This window comes from Gordonia sp. SMJS1 (assembly GCF_029866425.1).
Lineage (GTDB): Bacteria > Actinomycetota > Actinomycetes > Mycobacteriales > Mycobacteriaceae > Gordonia > Gordonia hongkongensis.
This window is the reverse complement of sequence record NZ_CP123381.1, coordinates 3,889,965-3,910,059: the sequence shown is the minus strand read 5'-3', so window position 1 is coordinate 3,910,059 and position 20,095 is coordinate 3,889,965. Positions and strand designations below refer to the sequence as shown.

Here is a 20,095-nt window from a genome sequence, read left to right as displayed (position 1 = left end):
CCTCAACCATCGATCTGATCGCGACGGAACGTCATCATGGCGCGGATCGCGTCGTCTGACGGAGGGGCGTCGGGCTGGAAACGTAAGGTGCCCTTCTGGACGTCGAATCCCGCGAGGAACGGCCGCCCGGCGTCGACCGCGTCGGGGCTGAACGGGTACAGCCCGATGTGCTTCTTGGTGCGCATCACCGACAGGAGCGGGCTACCGCGATACGTCAGGGCCGGCATCCCGTAGCCCTTGCCCTGCGCGGTGCCGGGGACCGTGTCGCGGGCGACGTCATAGATCCGGGAGATGACCGCGCGGTCGTCCGGGTCGAGCCCGTCGAGATAGTCGTCGACCGTCCCCATCCGCTTGGACCTCCTTGCGACGCCGCGCACGCATTTGGCCTGGCCTGCCTGTTCGCGTAGCATGGACCGTCGGTGCGCATCGCGCGCCGGGCCTCGGCGTGTCAGCACGTGGGTCCGGTCGGCGCACACCGGGTGCAGGTCCTCGCGGACCGGTGCCCACACCCTAACGGACAAACACTGATTCAACCCGGCCAATGGGCCGCGACGTCGCCCAGATGTCGTGGTCGGAGGCCAGGATCGCGGAGGACATGGCGAAGAAAGACGGGGCCATCGAGGTCGAGGGTCGAGTGATCGAACCCCTGCCCAATGCGATGTTTCGTATTGAGCTGGAGAACGGACACAAGGTTCTCGCCCACATCAGCGGCAAGATGCGGCAGCACTACATCCGCATCCTGCCCGAGGACCGGGTCGTCGTGGAACTCTCGCCCTACGACCTGGCTCGTGGGCGAATCGTGTACCGCTACAAGTAGGACTTTCCCGGCGTCGCCGGGGACAGACTTCCCGGACATCCGTTCGGGAGGAGACCGACACCCACGTGTACGGCCGTTTCGGCGTGCGCGCGGGCGAGCCGAGCAGGAGAGATTGACGTGAAGGTTCAGCCGAGCGTCAAGCCGATCTGCGAGAAGTGCAAGGTGATCCGTCGTAACGGTCGGGTCATGGTGATCTGCGAGAACCTGCGTCACAAGCAGCGTCAGGGCTGATCACGCGCACCCTCCGGGTCGCTTGAGTCAGAACAACTGAAGATCGACAACTCAATACACAAGGACCTCCCAACACCAGCGGCGACAGACGCGTCACCGCCTACCTCCGGATCAGAGGCCGGAGCCCACGAGGCCGGACACACGGTTCGGCACCAGCTCGCGGGACGGACTGGGAGCAGACCTCTGAAAATCGAAAAGGAAATCCGCCACATGGCACGTGTTGCTGGTGTGGATCTCCCCCGCGAGAAGCGGCTGGAGATCGCACTGACCTACATCTACGGAGTTGGGCGCACCACCTCCAAGGAGATCCTCGAGGGAACGGGCCTGAGCCCCGACCTCCGAGCGAAGGATCTCACCGACGCAGACGTCTCGAAGCTGCGTGAGTACATCGAAGCCTCGGTGAAGGTCGAGGGTGACCTCCGTCGCGAGGTGCAGGCCGACATCCGTCGCAAGATCGAGATCGGCTGCTACCAGGGTCTGCGCCACCGTCGTGGCCTGCCCGTTCGTGGACAGCGCACCAAGACCAATGCCCGCACTCGCAAGGGCCCGAAGAAGACCATCGCCGGGAAGAAGAAGTAATGCCTCCGAAGTCACGTAGCGCAGGCCCCAAGAAGGGCACCCGCCGTCGCGATAAGAAGAACGTCCCGCACGGCCACGCACACATCAAGTCGACGTTCAACAACACCATCGTGTCGATCAGCGATCCCAGCGGCAACATCATCAGCTGGGCGTCGTCGGGCCACGTCGGTTTCAAGGGCTCGCGCAAGAGCACCCCGTTCGCGGCTCAGCTCGCGGCCGAGAACGCTGCGCGCAAGGCCCAGGAGCACGGCGTCAAGAAGGTCGACGTGTTCGTCAAGGGACCGGGTTCGGGTCGCGAGACCGCCATCCGCTCCCTGCAGGCAGCCGGCCTCGAGGTCGGCACCATTTCCGATGTCACCCCGCAGCCGCACAACGGTTGCCGTCCGCCCAAGCGGCGTCGGGTCTAGCGGGAAAGGGAGGAACAGAGAAACATGGCTCGTTATACCGGCCCCGCAACCAAGAAGTCTCGTCGTCTTCGCGTCGACCTGATTGGTGGAGACGCTGCATTCGAGCGTCGCCCCTACCCGCCCGGCCAGCACGGCCGCTCGCGGATCAAGGAGAGCGAGTACCTGCTCCAGCTGCAGGAGAAGCAGAAGGCGCGCTTCACCTACGGCGTCCTGGAGAAGCAGTTCCGTCGCTACTACGAAGAGGCGAACCGTCGCACCGGCAAGACCGGTGACGAACTGCTGAAGATCCTCGAGACCCGTCTCGACAACGTGATCTACCGCTCCGGCATCGCGCGTACCCGTCGTCAGGCCCGCCAGCTGGTCAGCCACGGCCACTTCACCGTCAACGGTGTGAAGGTCGACGTGCCCAGCTACCGCGTCAGCCAGTACGACATCATCGATGTCCGCCCGAAGTCGCTGCAGACCGTCCCGTTCCAGATCGCCAAGGAGCTCGTCGGCGATCGTCCGGTTCCGGGTTGGCTCCAGGTCGTGCCGTCGACCCTGCGTGTTCTCGTGCACAGCGTGCCCGAGCGTGCCCAGATCGATGTCCCGCTGACCGAGCAGCTCATCGTCGAGTTCTACTCGAAGTAACACACCGCCCGACAGCAACAGCTGTTCGGTACACCTCGAGGCCGTCATATAGCGGGCGGCCAAAGGAGAGATCCACAGAATGCTCATCTCACAGCGACCCACCCTCACCGAGGAAGTCCTCGCCGAGAACCGCTCGAAGTTCGTCATCGAGCCGCTCGAGCCGGGCTTCGGCTACACCCTCGGCAACTCGCTGCGTCGTACCCTGCTCAGCTCGATCCCGGGTGCAGCCATCACCAGCATCCGCATCGACGGTGTCCTCCACGAGTTCACCACCGTGGCCGGGGTCAAGGAAGATGTCACCGACATCATCCTGAACCTCAAGGGCCTCGTGGTCAGCTCGGACGAGGACGAGCCGGTCACCATGTACGTGCGCAAGCAGGGTCCGGGCACCGTCACCGGTGCCGACATCGTGCCCCCGGCCGGTGTCACCGTGCACAACCCCGATCTGCACATCGCCACCCTGAACGACAAGGGCAAGCTCGAGATCGAGCTCGTCGTCGAGCGGGGCCGCGGATACGTCCCGGCCGTGCAGAACAAGGCGTCGGGTGCCGAGATCGGCCGCATCCCGGTCGACTCGATCTACTCGCCGGTGCTCAAGGTGACCTACAAGGTCGAGGCCACCCGTGTCGAACAGCGCACCGACTTCGATCGACTGGTGCTCGATGTGGAGACCAAGAACTCGATCAGTGCGCGTGACGCGCTGGCATCGGCGGGCAAGACCCTGGTGGAGCTGTTCGGCCTCGCCCGGGAGCTCAACGTCGAGGCCGAGGGCATCGAGATCGGGCCGTCGCCGGCCGAGGCCGACCACATCGCGTCGTTCAGCCTGCCGATCGAGGATCTCGAGCTGACCGTTCGTTCCTACAACTGCCTCAAGCGCGAGGGTGTGCACACCGTCGGCGAGCTGGTTGCACGGACCGAGTCGGATCTGCTCGACATCCGCAACTTCGGTCAGAAGTCGATCGACGAGGTCAAGGTCAAGCTGCACGCGCTCGGTCTGTCCCTCAAGGACAGCCCGGCCAGCTTCGATCCGTCGCAGGTCGCGGGTTACGACCCGGCCACCGGCACGTGGTCGGAAGACGCGTCCTTCGACGCCGATTCCGGTGAGGATTTCGCGGAGACCGAGCAGCTGTAGTCGCTACGACGCGGCGGTAGCTGTCACTGCCCAACCCTGACTTCCGCATCGAGTGATGCGGGGTCCTCCTAGGAGAAGACAATGCCCAAGCCCACCAAGGGTGCCCGCCTCGGCGGGTCGGCCAGCCACCAGAAGGCGATGCTGGCGAATCTCGCCACCTCGCTCTTCGAGCACGGCCGCATCACCACCACGGAAGCCAAGGCCAAGCGCCTGCGTCCGTACGCGGAGAAGATCATCACCCACGCCAAGGCCGGCAAGCTGGCCAACCGCCGTGAGGTGCTGAAGGACATCCGTGACAAGGACGTCGTGCACACGCTGTTCGACGAGATCGGCCCGTTCTTCGCCGATCGTCCCGGTGGCTACACCCGCATCATCAAGACGCTGCCGCGCAAGGGCGACAACGCCCCCATGGCCGTGATCGAGCTGGTGCGCGAGTCCACCGCGTCGAGCGAGGCCAGCCGCGCGACCCGCGTCGCCGCCTCCAAGAAGGCCGCCGAGGACAAGCTCGACGCCACCGAAGAGGTTGTCGCTGATACCGATTCGGCTGAAGCGAACGTGGTGGAGGCCGTCGAGGCCGACGCCACCGATGCCGAGGTCGCCAACGCCGAAGCTGTCGCCGAGGCCGTCGACGACGAGTCCACCGCCGCGACCGCTCCCGATGCCGAGGCAGCCGGAGCCGACGTCGACGGTGAGAAGAAGTAGTCGACTGAGTCGAGAACCGCAGACCGAACCCGTCGGCGCCGATTCCGGTGCCGGCGGGTTCTGTCGTCTCCGCTTCGACATCTCGTACGACGGCACCGACTTCGCCGGATGGGCACGGCAGGTCGGCCAGCGCAGCGTGTGCGAGGAGCTCGAGACCAGGTTGTCGACGGTCCTGCGGGTGCCAGTGCGGCTGACCGTGGCGGGGCGCACCGACGCCGGTGTGCATGCGACCGGGCAGGTCGCACACGCCGCGGTTCCGCGGTCGGTGCTGGAGACCCGATCGATCGCCGGCGACCCCGCGACGCTCGTCGGGCGTCTCGCGAAGATGTGTCCCGATGACGTCCGGGTGACGGCCGTGCGCGTCGTCCCGGAGGAGTTCGACGCTCGGTTCTCGGCGCTGCGCCGGCATTACCGCTACCGGTTGACCGATGCACGGTGGGGTGCCGAACCGGTGGTCGCGCGGACGACCGCGACATGGCGTCGGCCGCTCGACGTCGACGCGTTGAACGCGGCATCGTCGGAGTTGCTCGGCCTGAACGACTTCGCGGCGTTCTGCCGTCGGCGGGAGGGTGCGACCACGATCCGGGAATTGCAGCGGTTCTCTTGGACTCGGGACGCCGAAGGAGTCCTCGTCGGCGAGGTGAGCGCGGACGCGTTCTGCTGGTCGATGGTGCGGTCGCTGGTCGGCGCGGTCGCGAGTGTGGGCGACGGCAGGCGCGACATCGACTGGTGCCGTGGGCTTCTCGAGGAGCGGGAACGCAGTAGCCAGGTACCCGTCGCCGAGGCCCGGGGTCTGTGCCTGGTCGGCGTCGACTATCCCGCCGACGACGAACTCGCCGCACGCAACACGGTGACCCGCGACGTGCGCGGGTCGACCGGTTGCTGCGGTGGGTGACCACCCGCCGTCTCGACGGCGACCCCGGAGTTGTTGTGACACAAGGAGGCCCCGGGGACCGATCCCCGGGGCCTCCTCGAGCGCAGCGGTCAGTTGCCCAGCTTGAGGCCGTTCTTGTCCCGAACACTGCCGGTCAGCATCATGATGCCGTCGACCAGCGCCCAGATGGCGACACCGAAGATGATGACGAACCCGATCAGGAAGATCGCGGTGATGTAGCCGAGGATCGTCAGGCCGAGTTGGATCGCGCCGGTGGTGTTGTCGCCGATGTAGAAGCGGCCGACGCCCAGGCTGCCCAGGAAGATCTGCAGCAGGCCGGCAACCAGCTTCGACTTGTCGGACAGCGGTTCGCCGGTGGCCGGGTCGCGGCCATAGGGAGCAGTGGGGTCGGGAGCGCCGCCGTAGCCGTAACCGGGCGCCGCGGGATACCCGCCCTGCGGAGCCCCGTACTGCTGGGGTGCGCCGTACTGCTGCGGTGCCCCGAACTGCTGGCCACCGTACTGCTGGTCACCGTACTGCTGGTCACCGTACTGCTGGGGTGCCCCGTACTGCTGGTTCCCGTATTGCTGGTTCCCGTATTGCTGGTCGCCGTATTGCTGGTCGCCGTATTGCTGGTCGCCGTATTGCTGGCTCCCGTACTGCTGGTCGCCGTACTGGGGATTGCCGACGCCGGGCTGCGAGGGCCCCGCGGTGCCGAACTCCGAACCCACCGGCTGCTGGCCGGGGTCGGTGCCGTACGACGGCGAGGCGTCGGCCGGTGGCTGCTTGACGAACGGGTCGTGGGGCTTGTCGCCCGGGTTGTCTGGTGTGGTCATCGGGTGGTCCTCCTCGTGACTGGATGGAGCGGCGTGCTCATCTCGAACGTGCGGGCGGCTCAGGCGACGGTGGCCAGTTCGCGTGCGTGGTACACGCGACCGGACACATCGCTCATCGTCCAGGGCGACGTGGCGGGGATGTTGGTGACGTGCATCGCGCCGCCCGCGCCCCGGACCCGTACCTGGATGAAGCCCGTTGTGCGCCGTTCTTTCATCAGCAAGAACAGCAGACTCAGAAAGCAGATCAGAAAGAACCCGACCAGCGCCAGCACCAGGCCCGTCTGCGACATCTGTTCGGAGGACACGGACATGTCGGTGACCTCCCACTGCGAACCCGCGAGCGGGAACGTGCCCGACGGCGTGATCACGTAGTGCTGGGTGCACGTGATGTCACCGATGACCACGAGCGGCGGCTCGGGTAATGCTGCGGCACCCGCGTCGAAGAACGGCCCGGGCGGCGCGTAACCCATGCCGGGGCCCGGGAATTGGGCGGGAGCGGGCACGAAGCCGGGACTGGAGTCGTAGGCGTTCGGCTGATGCGGCAACGGACGGGTGCCGTCATTGCCATTCCCCGGGTACGTCATCCCGCAATGGTGGCATACGCGAGTGTGTTTCGGGTCAGGTGGCGTTGCGCTCGTCTCCGAAGGCCTCGAGCACCTCGTCGACGGTCTCGTCGTCGCCGACGAACTGCTCCGGATGGGCGCCCTCGGACATCAGATGCCGCCAGTTGAGCGGGTCGAATTCCACCGGCGCGTGGCGCGCGATGAAGTCGATGACGATCCGGCAGAACCGTTCGGGGTCGTCGTGGAACGGGAAATGTCCTGAGCCGGAGAAGGTCTCGAACTCCGAGTGTGGGATCGCCGAGTGCGCCAGTTCGCCGTGGTGATGGGGGATCACGATGTCCCGGTCGCCCCACACGAGCAGGACCGGCAGGCGCTCGGTGAGGTAGCAGCGGTCGAGCATCGTGACGGACTGGCCGCGCCAGTCGACGACGGCGCGCAGAGTACGGAGGAAGGCGGCCGACGCGGTGGGGTCGGCGAGCCCACCGAGGACCCGCATGAGGTCCTCGTGGTCGGCCAGTAGATGTTCGGGCGTGGCCGAGGACGGGAACAGGGGCGGCACCGGCGCGGCGACGATCGCTTTCGCGAGCGTCGTGAGACCAGGGATCACGCCGGGGACGCGGAGTACCGACAGCACCTGCGGGACGATGGGCAGCGAGAACAACCGCAGGGCGGGGTTGACGTCGCGGGTGACCCCGCCGGCCGCGACCAGCACCAGGCGCTCGACGAAGCGCGGGAACTGATAGCAGAACTGCATCGCGACGCCGCCGCCCAGGGAGTGGCCGACGACCGTCACCTTGCTGATCCCCAGGACGACGAGGAGGTCGCGCATGCCGTTGGCGAAGGCCGGCACCGAGTAGTCGGCGCGTGGCTTGTCCGATTCCCCGTGGCCGAGCAGGTCGGGTGCGATGACGGTGTAGTGCTGCGCGAGGATCGGGATGACCTCGTCCCACGTCGACGAGTTGTCACCGATGCCGTGGATGAGCAGCAGCGCCGGACCGCTGCCGGCGATCCGGTAGGCGCGCCGGTAGCCGTGGATGGTGTGGTACTCGATGCGGACGTCGGTGTCGGAGACCGGACGCAGCGTCGGACCGGACGTCGTGGTCGGGGACGGATCCCGGTGCTTGGTGGGCACTGTCTCTCCCCTCGGTGTCGCTCGGGCGGTGTCGGTCGCGTCCTCGCGACGGAGCGGTGGATGGCAATGGTGCGTTGTCCCGCTTGGCGTCGAGTAAACCGCATCACCGGTCGTCGTGCGCGTCGGGTGCCGGGTGCCGGCTGCGACCTGGGTTGCCGGGATCTGAATGGTTGCCGACGCTTTGCCACGTCGCGACGGTCACCGGGCCCCGGCGGGTCGCTGCGCCACTAGTGTTGGATTCGATGAACCCCTTCGACATCGAGTCCTTCGTGGCCACCGGTGGCCTCATCGGACTCTGCGTGCTGATCTTCGTGGAGACCGGCATCCTGGTCGGGTTCATCTTTCCCGGCGACTCGGTGCTCTTCACCGCCGGCGTGTTCGCTGCGCAACCCGATCCCTTCGCACCGCTGTGGCTGTTGTGCCTGGCTGTGCCGCTGGCGGCGATCGTCGGCGACCAGTGCGGCTACTTCATCGGCCGCCGTGTGGGGCGCGGGGTGGTCGAGGGCAAACTGATGCGCACCATCGGACCCGAGTATCTCGCCAAGACGAACCACTACTTCGACCGCTTCGGGCCGCTCACCGTGTTCTTCGGCCGGTTCATCGGGATCGTCCGCACCCTGACCCCGCTGGTCGCCGGCTTCAGCGGCATGCCACATCGGACGTTCACCCTGTTCAGTGTGCTCGGCAGTTTCACCTGGGCGGCCGGGATCATCCTGCTCGGCTACTTCCTCGGCAACATCCCGGTCATCCGCGACAACATCGAGATCTTCATCATCGCCTCCGTGTGCACGATCGTCATACCGACGTTCATCCACTTCGGTCGGCGCTGGCGGATCGCGCGCCGGGATCGGCGCGCCGAGACGCCTTGAGGCGAACCGCCGGTCCCTGATCCGAAAGAACAACAAAATCGCTGGTCTGAGGGGTGCAAGCGACGCCCTCCCTCTGCTCCCCTGAGGAGCGCCCGGAGCTCGCGGAAAGGCGCGACCAACCGCCGCTCCCTGAGGAGCGCCCGGAGCCTGCGGAAAGGCGCGACCAACCCACGCTCCCTGAGGAGCGCCCGGAGCCTGCGGAAAGGCGCGACCAACCACCGGTCCCTGAGGAGCGCCCGGAGCCTGCGGAGGGCGCGTCACGAAGGGTCGGCCCCGCGTCTCACCAGGTCCCGTCGGCCGCCCCCCGGGATCAGGGGTCGGTCAGCGGAGGAACGGCTCTTCTCGTTGTCCGGGACCACCCGAGAAATCGTCGGCGATGGTCGCGGCGAGTTCGACGAACGACCGCTTCGTCGGCTTCGACATCAGTTCGAGGTCGACGTCCGCGCCTTCGGCGAGATGGTCGTCGAACGGGATCTTGTGCACGGCGCGGCACCGCGTGAGGAAGTGCTGACCCAGCTGGTCGGTGTCGATGGTCGACGACCCGGGTCGCGACGAACTCAGGACGACCACGGCGCGCGAGACGAGGTGTCCGAAACCGTGCGCCTCCAGCCAGTCCAGGGTCGCGCCGGCGCTGCGGGCGCCGTCGAGAGCCGGGGAACTGACGAGGATGATCGTGTTCGCGAGGTCGAGGACCCCGTTCATCGCCGAGTGGCTCAGACCGGTGCCGCAGTCGGTGATGATGATGTTGTAGAAGCGCTGCAGCACGGTGATGACGCCGCGGTATTCCTCCTCGTTGAACGCCTCGGCCATCGCCGGGTCTCGTTCGGAGGCAAGGACTTCGAGGCGACTCGGCGCCTGCGACGTGTGGGCCCGGACGTCTGAGTAGCGGTAGACGTTCTCATCGGCGAGCAGGTCGCGGACGGTCGACCGAGTCTGCTGCGGAATGCGCTGTGCGAGCGTACCGAGGTCGGGATTGGCGTCGACGGCGATGACGCGGTCGCCCCGCAGGGAGGCGAACGTCGAGCCGAGGCCGACGGTGGTCGTCGTCTTGCCGACTCCGCCCTTCAGCGACAGCACGGCGATCCGATAGTCGCCCCGGACCGGCCGGTTCACCCGTTCGAGCAGCTGCTGGTATTCGATGTCGCCCTGCGACTCACCGGGATTGATCGCACCGGCAGACAGCGTGTGCACCGCACGACGCCAGCCGCGACTCGGCGCCCGACGAGCCTTCCGGATGAGTGCCACCTCGTCGAGCGAGGGGCCTCCCGACGGCGGCCCGTATCCGTGCTGCATCGGCTGCCCGGGAAAGGCGGGGGCGGGACCGGGGCCCATCGGAGCCGGACCCGCGTACGGCGGAGGGTGATGGCCGGCGACCGGAGTCGGTGGCATCCCCGGCTGGGCGGACCACGCGGGAGCGGACTGGGGAGCCGGCGGGGCGGGCGGCACGATCTGCGGCGAGGCGGGGTGCGGCGGCATTCCGGATGACGGTGCCGGGCCGGTGACGTGCCCGGGTCCGAGGTTGTCGGGTCCGAAGTGGTCCGGCCCCGGGACGGGAGGGGCCTGCGGCGACCACGGGGCAGCGACCGGGTTCTCGGTCGGTGAGATCTCGGGACGCGACTCCGGCGGAACGGGCCCGCCGTGAGGATGCGGATCGGCGGGCGCGGCCCCGGGGTGGTCGGCGGCGCCGGCGTGGTCGGGCGGTGGCGCCGACCGGCTTTCGAAGTCCGGCCGCGGGGGCATCGTCTCGCGGGCCGGTGATGCGCTGTCCGGACGTGCGGACGGTCCCCGGGGTGCGGGCGGCGCGGGCGCTGCAGCCGGCGGCTGTTGTGGAGCGGCGGTCGGCGGGGCGAACTGCAGCCAGGGCGGCGGCGCCGGGGCGTCGGCATCAGGAGCGCCGGGCCCGGTTCCGTCCGGTCTCGTCGGGTTCTCGTACGTCATCGGCGAATCCTCTGGTCAAGCGGCCGGGCGCCGATCGCGTTGCGGCGAGTTCGGCGAGGCGTGCAGCGATCCACCCCGTTTTGTCGATCGACCCCGGCTGCGTCCTGCGGCAGTCTACCCAAGGTCCTCGACCTGGTCCGGACGACGTCCACAGGGCCGCCTCGAAGACACGCGTTCGGCATAGTGCATCTCTGGTGTGGTGGGGCCGAACCGAGTATGGCACTATGCAGGCACTCAACACATGTGCGCAGCGGGGTGCGCGGTTCTTCACGGATCCGTATGTGGGAGGTCTGGTTCCGTCGAACGAAAATTCGATGGAACCGGAAGGGACCCCGGCTGCGTCATATTCGGCGTGAAGGGGGTGCAGCTTTCCATGACCTACTCCGACGATCCTCGGGATCTCGTCGACGGTGATCCCGACGACCCGTGGGCGGTGTTGCACGAGTTCGTGACCGCGCGGTCACGGTCGGGCGGGCTCGGCGTCCGGACCACCGCGCAAGGTCTTCCGGTGGCGGTTCGTATCGAGGCGTCCGAACTCGACAAGGATCCGGCTCTGCTCGCCGGCGACATCCTCCGACTCTGTCAGCAGGCGGCGATGTCCGCCGGTATCCGGCTCCGCGAGAACCTGCTCGCCGCCGGCATCGACCGAGACCTCGTGCAGGAGATGCAGTTGCCCCGCCCGGACGATCTCGCACGAGCCGAATGGCGCGACGACGAGGAAGCCGACGCGCCCGCGTCGTGGTTGCAGCGATGACCTGGGGGATGGACGAACTCGAGGCGCGCGCGCAACGGCAGCTCGACGGCCTGCACGGGTTTCAGGAGAAGCTACGCGCGATCTCGGTCCGGGAGACGTCGTCCGACGGGCTGGTCACCGCCGAGGTGGACGGCAAGGGCGCGCTCATCGACCTCGAATTCGCCTACGGCGCCAACGAACTCGGTGCGAGCCGGCTGGCCGACCAGGTCGTGACGACCGCCGCGCTGGCCGCACAGAAGGTCTACGCCCGGATCGCCGCGGTGACCGAGGAGTTCAACGAGTCGTTCGGCGACATGCTGGCCGCTCGTCCGGCCGAATGACGGACCCGGCCGACATGACACCGATCCATCAGACTGACACCCACGAGGGGGTTCGAGAATGACGAACGTCAAGGTGACGCCGGAGGTGCTCGAGGGCTTCGCCGCCACGAACGCCGCGATGGCGACCGCCGTCGGCACCGCCGGGTCGATCGACGCCGCGGCCAACACCGCGGCGATGGTCCCCGTCTTCGGGCTCATCGGGCAGGAGTTCCTCGCCGCGTTCATCGCTGCGCAGGCCAGTCACCTCATGTCGGTGGGGCAGCTCGCGGCCGTCCATGCCGCCACCGCGGCGTCGACTGCGGCGGGTCTCGCCGAGTTCGAGGGCACCGATGCCGCCAGTGCCGCAGCCATCCGTTCGGTGCTGTGACGGTTCCACCGCTACCGGGCATCCCGGATGTGCCTGCCCTGAACCACATGACGGTGCAGGAGATGATCGAGGCGACCCCGCTCGGCCCGATCCTCGACCGCACGGTCGCCGACGTCCTGGGCGGACTGGGTCTGCCTCCGCTGCCGGTGCTGCCCCCGTTGCCGCCGATGCCGGGACTGCCACCGCTGCAGCCACCGAACCTGGACATGTTCATCAAACCGATGACCGATCTGCTAGGTGGTTTCGGCACCGGTGATCTCTCGGGTGGCGGATTCGACCCGACCGTCATCTTCGAGAGCCTCACCAAGGTGCTCGAGACGTCGATGACGATGGGGCAGAGCGCACTCAAGCTCGCCGACCAGCTGTGGACCGGGCAGGGCGCGGTGAGCGCCGGCGCCAAGACCGCCGAGGCGGGGGCGAACAGCTCGGCTCTGGCCACGCAGGGGTCGGGGATCTCGCTCGACACCAAAACGGCCGCGGCGATCGTCGCCAAGGGATTGGCAGTGGTGCAGGGGATCATCGCGGCGACGGTCGCGAAGATCACCAGCATGGCGGTCCCCATGATGATGACACCGGCGGTCGGTGCGGGCTTCGCAGCAGCGGCCGGGTTCGCCTCTGTCGGACTGTCGCAGGCGACCGCCGCGGTCGCGGTGACCCGGGCCGAACTACTCGGCCCGACGACGGCGATGGCCGTGAACGGTGCCCCGGTCGCCGTCACCGGTGCGCCCACCGCGGGCGCGGGACAATCGCCGTTCACGCTGGCCAGTTCGATCCTCGACGTCGTGTCGCCGGCGATGTCGACGGCCACCGAACTGCCCACCTCGCTGATGCAACCGATCAGCAAGATGCTGAACGTCGAACACGGTTCTCCCGGCATCGCCCCGGCTGCGCTGTCGCCGAAGTCGAAGGGCGCGGGCGGCGGTGGTGGTGGCGGGGGAGGCGGCGGTGGCGGTGGCATCGGCGGCGTGGGCGGAATAGCGACGCCGCTGGGTGCTTCGCGGCCGACCGTCCCGACGAACTTCACCCTCGGCGAACCCGCGCTCGGCGCATCGACGACCGCCAGGCCTGTGACGGCGCCTGCCGCGATGCCGATGGGTGGCGCACCGATGGGCGGTGCCCCGATGGGTGCCGCCGGCGCGCGGGGCGCGGGCGCTGCGGACGACCAGCACTCGGTACCCGACTATCTGGTCACCGAGGACAACGGCCGTCGCGTGGTCGGTGAGTCGCCTGAGGTCGCGCCAGCGGTCATCGGCCATGAGGAAGCCGCAGAACCCGATCCCAGCCCGGACATCGAACTGCGACTGGGCGTGCCCGGTCCGAAACGAAACGAGGAAGTATGAGCAACTCGCAACTCCGCGTCGAACCCGCCGAACTGGTCTCGGCGGCAAGCGACCTCGACCGGATCGCCGATCGCCTGGAGCACGCGCTCACCGCCGCCGGTCGGGCGTTGCCCGTGGCCGCGCAGGGTCGCGATGAGGTCTCGACCGCAGCTGCCGAGAGTTTCACGACGGTAGCCGAGAAGTTCGAAACGGACACGGCGACGGGAGTTCTGGAGATGCGGAAGATCGCCGCCGTACTCCGCGCGCAGGCCGCCGGCTTCATCGAGGGTGATGCCGAGGCGTCGGACGCCTTCCGCGTGGCGTTGTAGGAGAGCGCGAACCCCCTGCATAGCAACATCATTCCGCTCGCACATCCACAACCCGCCGGCATCGAAGGGAGGCGCTCGTGATCGGCTTCACCGGAGTCAACTGGGACACCCGTCCGACCGAACAGCTCGCCGCCGACCTCGGCGCCGGTCCTGGGCCCGCGCCGCTGGCGGAAGCTGGCCTGGCCTGGGCCGCTCTCGCCGCGGAGGTCGGGGAAGCCGGTGTCGAGTACGCCGCCGTGCTGGCACGCCTGGGGGCACATTGGCAGTCCGCCCACACCAGTGCGGCTTTCGAGAAGCTGACCCGGCTGGCCCCGTGGTTCGCCGAAGTCGCGACCGAGGCGGCCGAGAATGCCACACGCGCCGAAGCCCAGGCCGCGGCGATCACGGTCGCGCGGTTGAACATGCCCGACCTCGCCGAGGTCGACGTCGTCGAGAAACTGCACGGGATCGCAACCACCGCCACCGCGGTCGCACCGATCATCGCCGGTGCGGCCGCCCATGCCGAGCGTGCGGTCGCGCACCAGCGAATGCGGGCTGCCCGTGTGATGCAGACGTACGAGAATGCCACCGAACCTGTTGCCGCGCCGTGGGAATCGGCGAAACCCGCACCGGGGCTCGTGTCCGGTGACGCGCTCGCCGCCGAGCGGGCGGCGGCGGCCCGCGCGGCCGCCGCGCCACCTCCGACCCCGGCGCCGGCCGCGCCTCTGGGTGCGGCGATGCCCGCGGGCATAGGGGGAGTGTTCCTGCCGCCGCCCGAGAAGCTGAAGTACGCACCGACGATCGTCGCGAGCGGACCATCGCAGGTCCCCGCCACGACGTTCCGGCGGCGCTCCGGGGGCGTCGGCCCCCGGCACCGGCCCCGGCGTACCGCCGCCGGTGGCCCCGGGTGTCGCCACGGCGGACCGCGGTTCGGTCGTCCGCACCGTCGGCGCCGACGCCGCCGAACTGGACTCGTCCGACCCTCCGCCCTCGGTGGCGACCGAATCCACGGAACAGACGACCTGGGCCGAGCTGGCCACGTCGGATCGTCCTGCTGCGCATTATGTCTCGGCGCCAGACGGGCACGGAATGCCCGACGTCGATCCGCGCTACCTATCGGAGACGCTGATGCTCGGCAACCCGGGTGAACGCCGATGATGCCGATCGTGCACGACGCCGGGATGACGTTCGATGCCGCAGTCCTGTGCCGGCTCGGCGAACGTTTCGGAGTCCAGACCTGGCCGGTCGTCCTCGACCTCGGGAACGTTGCCGCGGAGTCCGACACCGGGAATGACTCCGCCAACGTCACCCAAGCCGACCCCGACGCGGTGATCGCGGCGCTCGAACTCGTCGAGCACGGTGAGCCCACACCGTGGGCGTCGACGGTGCTACGGGTGCTGGCGCAACCGCAGCGCGAGATCGAGATCCGCTCCTACACTGACGACGCGGTTCGCCGAATCTGTGTGGCGCGCAACGGCCACGACCACGCACTCGTGACGCGGACGGGCCGTCGCGTCGACGTCACGGTCGTCGATGTCGCCGACGTTGAGGCCCTCGCCGCGGTGGTGCGGGCTCAGTTCGACGCTCTCGAATCCGCCGCGGAGCCGGCTGAATTCACGGCCTTCTCGGCTCCGTCCGACGAGGTCGTCGACCGGCTCGGCCGTTGTCGGGCCGGCACCGAGACGACCGACGCCCTGCACGCGCTCGGCGCCGCACCGGCCGATGCCGTCGTCGTCTCGGCAGGGTTCGCGTCGTGCCGGACCCGCACCGAGGTCGTCGCCTCGATGAACGAGGACGGACGATTCGCTCAATCTTCTGGAGCTGTCGCGATTTTCGACACCGAACGGGGTCGAATCGTGTCCAGTCCCAGCAAGTCCCCGGACGGTCGGGTGTGGACCACCTTCTCGCCGGGAACGGGTCATCGAATCGCACAGGCGGTCAGCCTGTTGATAGAGACCCTGCCCGACGGGAAATGGATGCCATGATCCGCATCGGGGGATTCCGCGGAACAGACCGCCGCGGGAATCAACTGTCAGGGGTATCTGTGTCACGGATACCAACGGGGGCATCGCCAAACGGTGCCGTTACACAGGAGGAGCACTCATGCTGAACTTGCCCGGAGCAGGCGGCGGCGCCGGCGTCACCGTGAACGTCGCGGACGGACAGGCCACCGCAGCCAAGGTCGGCAGTCTCGTCGAGGACATGAAGGCCGTCATCAACCAGATCGCCCAGCACGCCGGAAACGCCACACCCACGTGGCAGGGCTCGGCCGGTGTCGCGTTCGACGGCACGCACACCGACTGGAACAAGGCCGCGCTGACCATGAACCAGCTGCTGGAGCAGATCAAGACCCAGCTCACCAACGGCTTCGCCGGTTACGAGGACCAGGACGCGGCTGCCGCGCGCGGACTCAACACCAGCGTCTGACACCGGTCCGCATCCCGAACCTCACGTTCTGCGAAAGGAACCCACCATGAACGGCTCGATCAATTACGACTTCGCCGCTCTCGGCGATCTCAGCGGCGGCCTCCGGGCTGCCTTCACCCGGCTCGAGGACCTGAACTCGCAGCTCAAGGCGCAGGTCGCCGCCCTCGACGGGAACTGGAACTCCCAGCAGGCCAAGGCTGCCTACGTCGACGCGCAGGGCGCCTTCGATCGGATCTTCACCCAGTCCCGTGACTCGCTGACCGCGCTGGAGCAGGGTGTGAGCAACGCCAGCCGTGTCATGCAGGACACCGACGCAGCGATCGGAACGGGTTTCCGCGGTCTCGTCTGACCGCCGACCGACTCGTAGCCCAACGTCAGGACGGGGACCCACGGCCGTGCGCCGGGGGTCCCCGTTCGCGTTCGGGCGCGCCGTCTGCCAACGCCCGCGGGAGTCCCGCTTCGTGCGATAGCGTCGACGTCTACAGACCTCGCGGCACCCGTACCCCGAGGGCGCAGATCTCGACGAGGAGGTAAGCGGTGGCATCTGCCAAGACCGTCGGAGGTGGTCGGGAGCAGTTCACCCGGAACTCCGGCTTCATCTTCGCCGCAATCGGTTCCGCAGTGGGCCTCGGCAACATCTGGCGCTTCCCGGGCGTCGCGTACGAGAGCGGCGGCGGCGCGTTCCTCATCCCGTATCTGGTCGCCCTGCTGACCGCGGGCATTCCCGTGCTGTTCCTCGACTACGCGGTCGGGCACCGCTTCCGCGGCACCGCACCACTGTCGTTCCGACGCATCAAGAAGCCGGTCGAGGCGCTGGGCTGGTTCCAGACCGGTCTGCTGTTCGTCATCGGCGTCTACTACGCGGCGGTCATCGCCTGGGCCGCCAGCTACTTCTTCTTCTCGTTCAACCAGAGCTGGGGCGACGACCCGGCGACCTTCTTCACCCAGGACTACCTCCAGGTCGGTGATCCGGGTGTCTCGACGACCGTCGTCGGCGGCGTCGCACTGCCCCTGGTCATCGTGTGGCTCGCGGTGCTGGCCGTCCTGGCGCTCGGTGTCGCCAACGGCATCGAGAAGGTCAACATCGTGTTCATCCCGTTGCTGTTCATCGGGTTCACCGGGCTGGTGATCCGGGCAATCACCCTGCCCGGCGCCGCCGACGGGCTCAACGCCCTCTTCACCCCGCAGTGGGCCGCGCTGAAGGACCTCGACGTGTGGATCGCGGCCTACAGCCAGATCTTCTTCTCGTTGTCGATCGCGTTCGGCATCATGATCGCCTATGCGTCGTTCCAGCGACGCCGGGCCAACATGACCAGCTCGGGTCTGGTCGTCGCGTTCGCCAACTCCTCGTTCGAGATCCTCGCCGGCATCGGCGTGTTCTCGGCGCTCGGCTTCCTGGCCTACCAGCAGCAGGTGGCCGTCTCGGATCTCGAGGGTCTGACCGGTCCGATCCTGTCCTTCGTCACGTTCCCGGCCGTCATCTCGGAGATGCCGGGCGCCGCGTTCTTCGGGGCGCTGTTCTTCGGCTCGCTCGTGATCGCGGGCTTCACCTCGCTCATCTCGCTGATGATCGGTGTGTCCGGTGCGCTCCAGGACAAATGGGGCATCAGCCGCACCAAGGCGGCGGTCGGCGTCTCCGGCATCTGTGGTCTGATCTCGATCGCCCTGTTCTCCACGACCTCGGGCCTGATCGCCCTCGACACGGTGGACATGTTCGCCAACAACGTCGGCGTCGTCGCGTCGGCGATCATGATGACGGTCATCCTCATCTGGGTGCTCCGCCGCGGAGACATGCTGCGCCAGCACCTGAACGCCGTCTCGACGTTCAAGGTCGGCAAAATCTGGCTGGCGCTCGTCGGGGTCGTGGCGCCGATCTTCCTCACGATCATGCTGGTGCAGAAGGTGTGGTCGGTCATCGACGAGGGATACGAGGGGTACCCGACGTGGTACCTCGGCGTCTTCGGCTGGGGCACGATCGCGCTGGTCGTCGTGGCTGCGGTGCTGCTCACCCTGCCGTCCTGGAAGGGCCGGGATCAACCGGACTTCCTACCGTGGCCACCGCTGGCCGACACCGGCCGCACCTCCGGCCCGTCCACGAAGGAGACCGTCCGATGAACGGTATCGCCATCGTCATGCTCATCGTGTCGATCACCATCGTGTGGGGTGGGCTCGTCGCGAGCATCGTGTTCCTCCGTCGTCGGCCCGAGGTGGAGGACTTGGCAGAGGATCCGGACCTGGTCCGGGAGGACGCCGACCGCGCGGCCCGGCCCCACCCTTCGCGCGACACCTGAGGCTCGGAGCACCTGCCCCTCGGAACCGCCCGCTCGTTCGGTTAGCCTGGATCGAACGCATTCGCGCCTGCATCGACGGGCGCCCGACGCGAACGACAAGGGGATCAAGTGACGACTGCTCAGGACGAGCTGAAGGCCGACAGCCGCAACGGAATCGACTACAAGGTGGCCGACCTGTCCCTCGCGGACTTCGGCCGCAAGGAGATCGAGCTCGCCGAGCACGAGATGCCCGGACTCATGGCGCTTCGACGCGAATACGCGGACGTGCTGCCGCTCAAGGGAGCTCGTATCTCCGGCTCGCTGCACATGACCGTGCAGACCGCGGTCCTCATCGAGACCCTCACCGCGCTCGGCGCCGAGGTGCGATGGGCGTCGTGCAACATCTTCTCCACCCAGGATCACGCGGCCGCGGCGATCGTCGTCGGGCCCAACGGCACGCCGGACGAGCCGAAGGGTGTGCCGGTCTTCGCCTGGAAGGGCGAGACCCTGGAGGAGTACTGGTGGGCGGCCGAGGAGATGCTGACCTGGCCCGGTGAACCGGCGAACATGATCCTCGACGACGGCGGGGACGCCACCATGCTGGTGCTCCGCGGTGCCGAGTTCGAGAAGGCCGGCGTGGTCCCGCCCGCGGAGGACGACCACCCCGCCGAGTACAAGGTGTTCCTCGAACTGCTGCGCAAGCGGTTCGAGACGGACAAGGGCAAGTGGACCGCGATCGCCGAGTCGGTCCAGGGCGTCACCGAGGAGACCACCACCGGTGTGCTGCGGCTGTACCAGTTCGCCGCCGCCGGCGACCTCGCGTTCCCGGCGATCAACGTCAACGACTCGGTCACCAAGTCGAAGTTCGACAACAAGTACGGGACCCGCCACTCGCTGATCGACGGCATCAACCGCGGCACCGACGTCCTCATCGGCGGCAAGAAGGTGCTGATCTGCGGCTACGGCGACGTCGGCAAGGGATGCGCCGAATCGCTCGCCGGCCAGGGCGCCCGCGTCCAGGTCACCGAGATCGACCCGATCAACGCGCTGCAGGCGCTGATGGACGGCTTCGACGTCGTCACCGTCGAGGACGCGATCGGCAACGCCGACATCGTCATCACCTCGACCGGCAACCTCGGCATCATCACCCTCGAGCACATGCGGGCGATGAAGCACCAGGCGATCCTGGGCAACATCGGCCACTTCGACAACGAGATCGACATGGCCGGCCTCGAGCGGTCGGGTGCCAAGCGCATCACCGTCAAGCCGCAGGTCGACCAGTGGATCTTCGAGAACGGCAAGTCGATCATCGTGCTCTCCGAGGGCCGTCTGCTCAACCTCGGGAACGCGACCGGTCACCCCTCGTTCGTCATGAGCAACAGCTTCTCGAACCAGGTGATCGCACAGATCGAGCTGTGGACGAAGAACGACGAGTACGACAACGAGGTCTACCGCCTGCCCAAGCATCTCGACGAAAAGGTGGCCCGCATCCACGTCGAGGCGCTCGGCGGCAAGCTCACCAAGCTCACCAAGGAGCAGGCCGAGTACATCAACGTCGATGTCGAGGGGCCGTACAAGCCCGAGCACTACCGCTACTGAACGATCGGCATAGAAAAGGAG

The 20,095-nt window shown here is 67.8% G+C and carries 25 protein-coding genes and 1 pseudogene; 21 read left to right on the top strand and 5 right to left on the bottom strand.

Annotation, left to right across the window (positions count from 1 at the left end):
* Positions 1-2: 2 nt before the first annotated feature.
* Positions 3-410, bottom strand: coding sequence for a DUF1801 domain-containing protein (locus QAD21_RS17980; RefSeq protein ID WP_223258815.1), 408 nt, complete (start codon positions 408-410; stop codon positions 3-5).
* Positions 411-595: 185 nt separating this feature from the next.
* Here QAD21_RS17980 and infA point away from each other — a divergent pair, with 185 nt between their 5' ends.
* From infA to truA, 8 genes are all read left to right on the top strand, one after another.
* Positions 596-817: a translation initiation factor IF-1 gene (gene infA / locus QAD21_RS17975; RefSeq protein WP_004023539.1), complete on the top strand. Its 222-nt coding sequence runs from the start codon at positions 596-598 to the stop codon at positions 815-817.
* A gap of 117 nt (positions 818-934) precedes the next feature.
* On the top strand, positions 935-1,048 hold the full coding sequence (gene rpmJ / locus QAD21_RS17970; RefSeq protein ID WP_005207978.1) for a 50S ribosomal protein L36: 114 nt from the start codon (positions 935-937) through the stop codon (positions 1,046-1,048).
* 210 nt (positions 1,049-1,258) lie between these two features.
* Positions 1,259-1,627 carry a 30S ribosomal protein S13 gene (rpsM, locus tag QAD21_RS17965; protein ID WP_004023537.1) on the top strand — a complete coding sequence of 123 codons (369 nt, stop codon included), beginning with the start codon at positions 1,259-1,261 and terminating at the stop codon, positions 1,625-1,627.
* Positions 1,627-2,034 carry a 30S ribosomal protein S11 gene (rpsK, locus tag QAD21_RS17960; protein ID WP_004023536.1) on the top strand — a complete coding sequence of 136 codons (408 nt, stop codon included), beginning with the start codon at positions 1,627-1,629 and terminating at the stop codon, positions 2,032-2,034. The genes rpsM and rpsK overlap by 1 nt, the downstream gene beginning before the upstream one ends.
* A gap of 24 nt (positions 2,035-2,058) precedes the next feature.
* Complete coding sequence (gene rpsD / locus QAD21_RS17955) at positions 2,059-2,664, top strand: 30S ribosomal protein S4 (RefSeq protein WP_058251964.1); 606 nt, start codon at positions 2,059-2,061, stop codon at positions 2,662-2,664.
* Positions 2,665-2,743: 79 nt separating this feature from the next.
* Positions 2,744-3,796: a DNA-directed RNA polymerase subunit alpha gene (locus QAD21_RS17950; protein ID WP_058251963.1), complete on the top strand. Its 1,053-nt coding sequence runs from the start codon at positions 2,744-2,746 to the stop codon at positions 3,794-3,796.
* Positions 3,797-3,877: 81 nt separating this feature from the next.
* A complete protein-coding gene (gene rplQ / locus QAD21_RS17945; protein WP_165629742.1) occupies positions 3,878-4,498 on the top strand; it encodes a 50S ribosomal protein L17 in 621 nt (206 codons plus the stop codon).
* Complete coding sequence (gene truA, locus QAD21_RS17940; RefSeq protein ID WP_083207441.1) at positions 4,455-5,393, top strand: tRNA pseudouridine(38-40) synthase TruA; 939 nt, start codon at positions 4,455-4,457, stop codon at positions 5,391-5,393. The genes rplQ and truA overlap by 44 nt, the downstream gene beginning before the upstream one ends.
* An 89-nt stretch (positions 5,394-5,482) precedes the next feature.
* Here truA and QAD21_RS17935 read toward each other — a convergent pair whose 3' ends face one another.
* Genes QAD21_RS17935 through QAD21_RS17925 form a run of 3 tightly spaced genes read right to left on the bottom strand, consistent with a single transcriptional unit; the run spans position 5,483 to position 7,903 of the window.
* Complete coding sequence (locus tag QAD21_RS17935) at positions 5,483-6,208, bottom strand: NINE protein (protein ID WP_280359920.1); 726 nt, start codon at positions 6,206-6,208, stop codon at positions 5,483-5,485.
* Positions 6,209-6,267: 59 nt separating this feature from the next.
* Entirely contained in the window at positions 6,268-6,792 is a 525-nt protein-coding gene (locus tag QAD21_RS17930; protein ID WP_068969962.1) for a hypothetical protein, read from the bottom strand.
* Between the two features lie 34 nt (positions 6,793-6,826).
* Complete coding sequence (locus QAD21_RS17925; protein WP_165629744.1) at positions 6,827-7,903, bottom strand: alpha/beta hydrolase; 1,077 nt, start codon at positions 7,901-7,903, stop codon at positions 6,827-6,829.
* A 242-nt stretch (positions 7,904-8,145) separates the two neighbouring features.
* On the opposite strand from QAD21_RS17925, the gene QAD21_RS17920 reads away from it, so the two are divergent.
* Complete coding sequence (locus tag QAD21_RS17920) at positions 8,146-8,772, top strand: DedA family protein (protein ID WP_068969975.1); 627 nt, start codon at positions 8,146-8,148, stop codon at positions 8,770-8,772.
* 321 nt (positions 8,773-9,093) lie between these two features.
* Here the strand turns inward: QAD21_RS17920 and QAD21_RS17915 are convergent, their stop codons facing one another.
* Positions 9,094-10,710 (bottom strand): MinD/ParA family protein, encoded by a 1,617-nt coding sequence (locus QAD21_RS17915; RefSeq protein ID WP_068971012.1) that lies wholly within the window; start codon positions 10,708-10,710, stop codon positions 9,094-9,096.
* Between the two features lie 373 nt (positions 10,711-11,083).
* Between QAD21_RS17915 and QAD21_RS17910 the strand changes: the two genes are divergently transcribed.
* The 12 genes and pseudogenes from QAD21_RS17910 (at position 11,084) to ahcY (ending at position 20,074) form a co-directional block, all read left to right on the top strand.
* Positions 11,084-11,464: a hypothetical protein gene (locus tag QAD21_RS17910; RefSeq protein WP_058251956.1), complete on the top strand. Its 381-nt coding sequence runs from the start codon at positions 11,084-11,086 to the stop codon at positions 11,462-11,464.
* Between the two features lie 8 nt (positions 11,465-11,472).
* The gene (locus QAD21_RS17905; protein WP_078113319.1) at positions 11,473-11,784 is read left to right on the top strand and encodes a YbaB/EbfC family nucleoid-associated protein; all 312 of its coding nucleotides are present in this window, start codon (positions 11,473-11,475) and stop codon (positions 11,782-11,784) included.
* A 58-nt stretch (positions 11,785-11,842) separates the two neighbouring features.
* A complete protein-coding gene (locus QAD21_RS17900) occupies positions 11,843-12,151 on the top strand; it encodes a type VII secretion target (protein WP_058251955.1) in 309 nt (102 codons plus the stop codon).
* Between the two features lie 47 nt (positions 12,152-12,198).
* On the top strand, positions 12,199-13,491 hold the full coding sequence (locus QAD21_RS17895) for a hypothetical protein (RefSeq protein WP_240201559.1): 1,293 nt from the start codon (positions 12,199-12,201) through the stop codon (positions 13,489-13,491).
* The gene (locus tag QAD21_RS17890; RefSeq protein WP_165629746.1) at positions 13,488-13,799 is read left to right on the top strand and encodes a PE family protein; all 312 of its coding nucleotides are present in this window, start codon (positions 13,488-13,490) and stop codon (positions 13,797-13,799) included. The genes QAD21_RS17895 and QAD21_RS17890 overlap by 4 nt, the downstream gene beginning before the upstream one ends.
* Before the next feature lie 77 nt (positions 13,800-13,876).
* Positions 13,877-14,936, top strand: a pseudogene (locus QAD21_RS17885) (PPE domain-containing protein).
* Positions 14,933-15,763 (top strand): ESX secretion-associated protein EspG, encoded by an 831-nt coding sequence (locus QAD21_RS17880; protein WP_280359918.1) that lies wholly within the window; start codon positions 14,933-14,935, stop codon positions 15,761-15,763. The pseudogene QAD21_RS17885 and the gene QAD21_RS17880 overlap by 4 nt, the downstream one beginning before the upstream one ends.
* A gap of 118 nt (positions 15,764-15,881) precedes the next feature.
* Positions 15,882-16,205 (top strand): WXG100 family type VII secretion target, encoded by a 324-nt coding sequence (locus QAD21_RS17875; RefSeq protein ID WP_014927790.1) that lies wholly within the window; start codon positions 15,882-15,884, stop codon positions 16,203-16,205.
* 46 nt (positions 16,206-16,251) lie between these two features.
* Positions 16,252-16,554, top strand: coding sequence for a WXG100 family type VII secretion target (locus QAD21_RS17870; RefSeq protein ID WP_058251950.1), 303 nt, complete (start codon positions 16,252-16,254; stop codon positions 16,552-16,554).
* A 188-nt stretch (positions 16,555-16,742) separates the two neighbouring features.
* Positions 16,743-18,320: a sodium-dependent transporter gene (locus QAD21_RS17865; protein ID WP_165629748.1), complete on the top strand. Its 1,578-nt coding sequence runs from the start codon at positions 16,743-16,745 to the stop codon at positions 18,318-18,320.
* A complete protein-coding gene (locus QAD21_RS17860) occupies positions 18,317-18,496 on the top strand; it encodes a methionine/alanine import family NSS transporter small subunit (protein WP_165629749.1) in 180 nt (59 codons plus the stop codon). The genes QAD21_RS17865 and QAD21_RS17860 overlap by 4 nt, the downstream gene beginning before the upstream one ends.
* Positions 18,497-18,604: 108 nt before the next feature.
* Positions 18,605-20,074 carry an adenosylhomocysteinase gene (ahcY, locus tag QAD21_RS17855; RefSeq protein WP_058251947.1) on the top strand — a complete coding sequence of 490 codons (1,470 nt, stop codon included), beginning with the start codon at positions 18,605-18,607 and terminating at the stop codon, positions 20,072-20,074.
* Positions 20,075-20,095 lie beyond the last annotated feature (21 nt).